Source organism: Mesorhizobium sp. M7A.F.Ca.CA.002.05.1.1, assembly GCF_003998335.1.
In the GTDB taxonomy this organism is placed as follows: Bacteria; Pseudomonadota; Alphaproteobacteria; order Rhizobiales; family Rhizobiaceae; genus Mesorhizobium.
Genome location: NZ_RZQI01001063.1, coordinates 1 through 1,862, shown reverse-complemented (window position 1 = coordinate 1,862; position 1,862 = coordinate 1). Strand labels below are relative to the sequence as shown.

The 1,862-nt window shown below is 64.7% G+C and carries 2 protein-coding genes; both read right to left on the bottom strand.

The genetic code is table 11. From position 1 onward, the window contains the following. The coding region (locus EN939_RS32455) for an ABC transporter substrate-binding protein (protein WP_164751431.1) at positions 1-1,011 on the bottom strand (1,011 nt) is incomplete at its 3' end. A 285-nt stretch (positions 1,012-1,296) separates the two neighbouring features. Further along, positions 1,297-1,785 carry a GNAT family N-acetyltransferase gene (locus tag EN939_RS32450; protein ID WP_127270434.1) on the bottom strand — a complete coding sequence of 163 codons (489 nt, stop codon included), beginning with the start codon at positions 1,783-1,785 and terminating at the stop codon, positions 1,297-1,299. Between the last annotated feature and the right edge of the window lie 77 nt (positions 1,786-1,862).

The following is a 1,862-nucleotide window of genomic DNA, read 5'->3' as shown; positions in this document are numbered from 1 at the left end:
CTTCAGCGCGCGGTATTTCTGCATCGCGGGCGAAGCGATGAACTTGACCAGCCCGATCGCGGCATCCGGATGCTTCGAATGTTTGGAGACGGCGAGATTCCAGCCGCCCAGGGTCGCGACCGGGCGCGCGCCGTCGCCCGTGCCGGCCGGCAGCGGTGCCACGTCGAACTTGTCCTTGATCGGCGAGCCCTCGCCGTTGCCGAGCGCATAGGCATAGGGCCAGTTGCGCATGAACACCGCATTGCCTGTCTGCCAGACGCCGCGCGATTCCTCTTCCTGGTAGGCGAGTACGCCGGGCGGCGCGATGGTCCCGACCCAGCCCTTGATCATATCGAGCACCGCCGCCGCTTTTGGATTGTTGATGGAGATGGAACCGTCCGGCTCGATGATCTGGCCGCCGCCATTCGACATCACCCATTCGAGCGCGTCGCAGGTCAGCCCCTCATAGGCGTTGCCCTGGAAGACGAAGCCCCAGATATCCCGATTGCCAGCCGCACGCTCCTTGTCCATGACCAGCCTGGCGGTGTCCGCCAGTTCCTTCCAGGTGGCCGGCACCTTGGCGCCATATTTGTCGAGGAGATCCTTGCGGTAGTAGAGCGCCGGCGCATCGGTGAAGATCGGCAAGGCGACGAGCTTGCCGTTGACGGTCTGTGACTGGATGATCGATGGAAAATGCTCGGCCACGACGTCCTTGGTCGCTGCGGTCAGATCCACGAGCTGACTGGCGAGCTGCGGTGCCCAGATCACGTCCGTCTGGTAGACGTCGATGTCACTGTTTCCGGCGGCGAGCCAAAGCCGGTACTGGCCGAACTGGTCGGTCCCGGACGTCGGCATGACGACGATGCTGACCTTGTTGCCGCTGTCTTTCTCGTAACGGTCGAGGATCTCGCGCAGCACCTTGATGCCGTCGCCGGTATCGCCCGACACCATCGACAGCTCGACGGCCCGCGCCGGCGTGCCAGCCAGGATGGCAGTGACGCCGAGCGCCAGGAATGCGCGAGAGAGTTTCATAATGGTGAATGTCCCTCCGCAGCCGGCCGCCGAAAATCCTCCCACCCGCCGGCAGCTTGTCAGGCCCTCACCTCCCATTGAATGCGAAGCGGCGCTTTTGGGTTCCCAAATCGCGCCGTTCCTGCGTGGGGCGACACCCATCAGGGTGTGTTGAGATTCAGGTCAGGCCGAGTCGAAAATGGTGGTTTCCGAGAACCGGAGCGGAGCGTACTTTTGGGTACGTGAGCACCGGAAGCGCAGGAAGCCATCATTTGCAGGCCGGCATCACCTGAATATCAGCACACCCTAGCCTTCCCAGGCGACAGGCATCATGCCCAGCCGCTCATAGAGCCGGACGGCGGTGGGATTCTCGACCGTGTTGGTCTTGAGGTCGACATGATCGGCGCCGCGTTCGCGAAAAACGGCGAAGGCGTGCCACATCAGCGCTTCGGCAACGCCCTTGCCGCGAGCCTCGGGATGAACGGCTAGATCCTTGACGAAGGCGCGGGTCCAGCACAGTGCCGCTGCCGCCAGCCGGCCCTTGGCGTCGATGACGAGGAAGCACAGTGCCGGGTCGAATTCGGGATCGTCGGCGATGCGCGGCCACCACTCATCGAACGGACCGTCGGCGCCGTCGTCGAACACTTCGGTCAACAGCGCATGCAGGGGCAGCGCATCACCGGGCTCGAAGCTGCGCATGACAAAGCCGTCGGGCCAGTGCGGCGGAACCAGCGTCTCGTCGAGGATCTTGCGCAGCCGGATGTCGTTGAGAGCCGGCGGGCGCGGTTCAGGCATCGCGCTCAGGCGTCGGGCTGCAGGCGACGGCGCTGGCGGTCGCGGCCAAGGCCGGTCGCCTCGAGCAGGCCCTTGCG

Bases quoted from the DNA above. Each gene is read 5' to 3' on its own strand.
- EN939_RS32450 (WP_127270434.1), bottom strand. From the start codon at position 1,785: ATGCCTGAACCGCGCCCGCCGGCTCTCAACGACATCCGGCTGCGCAAG.